Raw genomic sequence first — 2872 nt, forward strand, 5'->3', positions numbered from 1 at the left:
GCGTGTCTTGGTGAGTCTCACCGTACAGCCCGAACTTGATGTACTCGGCGGTCTGCTTGGAGAGTTTCCAGGCATCAGCCAGCACTTCAATTGCCCTAGCCGGGTCAGGAACAACTGTCTTGGTGGAGAGGATCATCTGCTCGATGAACGCCGCCGCCACAAGCCGAGCTTGGGCGATGGCATCTTGCAGAAGCGGAACGAACTGTGCTGTAGCAACATGAATATGCCGCTGCTTGAGCATGCTCCGTCCCGCGATCTTACGCACCATACCGTTGCTACACACTTGGCGAAAGATGCAGGCATCTATCGTGACGGCCCGTAAACCTACCTCACTGTTTGCAATGTGGATCGCAACAATGAGTGGGTCTCCGGGCAGTACCAAGCGGCTCATTCTCGGGTCAACGAGTCGTAGGTGAAGGCTCTCGCTTGTCAGGTCGAAGAGCTTCACCGGGTAGTCCATGCCTTCCAGTGCGGGCAAAAGGGCACTGAGGAGCTGTCGGTTGTCGAGTTTCTCGTAGCGAGCGGAGAGCACACCGCGAACGGTGGCTCCCTTGGCGCGAACGGTCCACTGCTGGCCGCCATCACCACCAGCCTTCTTGCGCAACTCCTCGGGGATGCCTTTCCAAAAGTTAAATTGCGTATCTTGCAATTCTTTAGGACACCTACCGAAGTAGGCGGCTGGCATTCCGAGTTTGGTGCAAGCTTGGCCCATCGCCCAAGGGGAGAGGGCAAAGCCGAAACCATCGTCATCGGCACCGGGCCAGTAAATGCGCCCGTGTTGCATGGAGACTTCGCGAATGGGCACGAGACTATCGTGCTTGCCCGCGTCGTCTGCGCTCACGCGCTCGCAGACCTCATCAAGGTTCATAGGGATTGTTTCCTTTCAAGTCTCCCCAATCAAGGGGAGATTTTTGCCCAACTTAGGGGTGATACCCCTGTTTTTTTGGGAGAGTGAGATAAGTTGTGAAGGTACGCGGAGCTGGATTATGGACGCGGAGCCGGTTTAAGGACTCCGTATGTCCGGTTTATAGACTCCGTTTGTCTTGCGCGGCGTGGGGCCTTTATTGCTATTGGGGAGGCATACCTCGCCGCGCAGCAGTAAGCATAGGGCAGGCAAAGCGAAGCTCCAACGAGACTAACAGCGCGGCTCTGTAAGCCGAAAAATGTAACGAAACGGAGACGCTCACCGGGGTAAAAAGAAGCCCCGAAAGTAAAAGAATGCCCTGGCTTAGACAAAAAAATGCCCCGGCTTATGTAAGCTAGGGCGTGTTGTGTCGGGGCGTAGTTGCTCTAAATCGGGCGCGTTGCTAACCGGCATTTGTGCTTGCTACTGTGGCTACTTTTTCGAGTGCATTGAATCGAAGCCGTTCCCAGCGTCGTGTCCATCGGCAGGCGATGGCGATCACCAGAGTGGGATTGCCGCGCTCCTGCCAGGCGGTGTTGGCTTGCTCCATAGTGTCGTAAAGACCAAAGGCGGCGGGCAGTAGTTTATCCGCGAGCGGAGCACACAAAGCATACTTTCCTGCCACGAGTTTTAGGCGCTTGATCGGGATCTGGTATTTGGCCGGATCGCCTTTCCTGCCTTGTGGCGGTTGGATGCGCTTTGCCAGCCGCTGCTCCTCACAGATCGCATATTCGAACGCGACAGCAGCTTTCTCCTGAGCCAGTGCCTCGATGCTGGTGGCATCGCGCCCTAGCTCGTCCATGTGGTAGGCGTAGGGGAGCTGGTCGCCGCCATATTGGTAGCGGAAAATGTGCCACTTTGGGCCTTGCCTCGTGTAGTGGCAAGTGCCGCTTGTGCCATCTGGGTAGAGGATGGCGCAGTCATGCCAGCGGTGATGCAGGGGATTGTGCCTCCTGACATCCCAGGCATTGGGGACATCGGCCACGACTCCGTTTTTGAGTGCGAGTGCCTTGAGTTCTCCCTCCAGCTCGCCGGGCTGAAAGGTGGTGTAGCGCAGAAATCGCGCCATAAGAAGACCTCCATATGGTAATTTTCCGGGCGCATTCCCATAGTTTGTAAGCCCTACGGTAGTTTGTAAGCCCTACGGTTTGTATTTGTAGGGGAGTCCTACGGTCTTTAGGAAAGCGCCACGGATGCAAACCACGATAGAGAGTGCAGGTTGGATCGTCCAGGAGACTAACAGTGGGGCTCCTAGAGCTCTGCTTGTTAGCCATGTTGCGAGTTGGTTAGGCGGGCCTCATCCTGAGAAGCGCTGCGCTAATTTCTAAAAAGACGTGCTGCAATTTCTAAAGAGCGCTGCACTAATCCCTAATCCGACCTGCTCATGGTTTCCACCCTCACTGCTTATGCGCCGATGTGTAATCCCTTTTATGTGCCGATGTGTAATCCCTTTTATGTGCCGATGTGCAATCCCTTCTTGATGTTCGGCCTCTGTTCGGTGTTCAATACTAAAACGGGAATCTCGATGAAGAACTCTTCGAAGAAAGAGGGGGCTTTCCAAAGGAGGATGGTTTTTCCCTCTACGACGAAAACCCCATTGCCACGCTCGCCGCCTGAGGACCTCACTCATCATAGAATGATCTCATTTATCACAATAATCCAAGCGATCCATGCCACCGACAATCACCACCCCACCACCGACAATCACCACCCCAAATCCCACAACTACCCCTGATTTCACGAGCGACATAATTACGCCCGCTACTCCTTCTGCCGACATGGCTACCCCTTCTGCCGACATGGCTACCTCTTCTGCCGACATGGCTACCCCTTCTGCTGACATCGCGACTCCTAGTAATCGCCTGCGAGCCATATTGCTGCATATTCCCTGGTATTCCATTCAGGGCAAAGCACGCCTGGCAGAAGATACGTTGCTCTCAGCTATGACAACCACACGTGCCATCGCAG

General features: G+C 54.8%; 3 protein-coding genes. 1 reads left to right on the forward strand and 2 read right to left on the reverse strand.

Annotated features, from left to right (window positions below):
• Positions 1 to 868: hypothetical protein (locus tag ACH2EH_RS23710; RefSeq protein ID WP_395145682.1), on the reverse strand; the 868-nt coding region annotated here is incomplete at its 3' end.
• Between the two features lie 439 nt (positions 869 to 1307).
• Positions 1308 to 1973, reverse strand: coding sequence for a hypothetical protein (locus tag ACH2EH_RS23715; protein ID WP_395145683.1), 666 nt, complete (start codon positions 1971 to 1973; stop codon positions 1308 to 1310).
• A gap of 709 nt (positions 1974 to 2682) precedes the next feature.
• On the opposite strand from ACH2EH_RS23715, the gene ACH2EH_RS23720 reads away from it, so the two are divergent.
• A partial coding sequence (locus ACH2EH_RS23720) for a hypothetical protein (RefSeq protein WP_395145685.1) occupies positions 2683 to 2872 on the forward strand: 190 nt, incomplete at its 3' end.

The organism is Armatimonas sp. (assembly GCF_043760365.1).
In the GTDB taxonomy this organism is placed as follows: Bacteria; Armatimonadota; Armatimonadia; order Armatimonadales; family Armatimonadaceae; genus Armatimonas.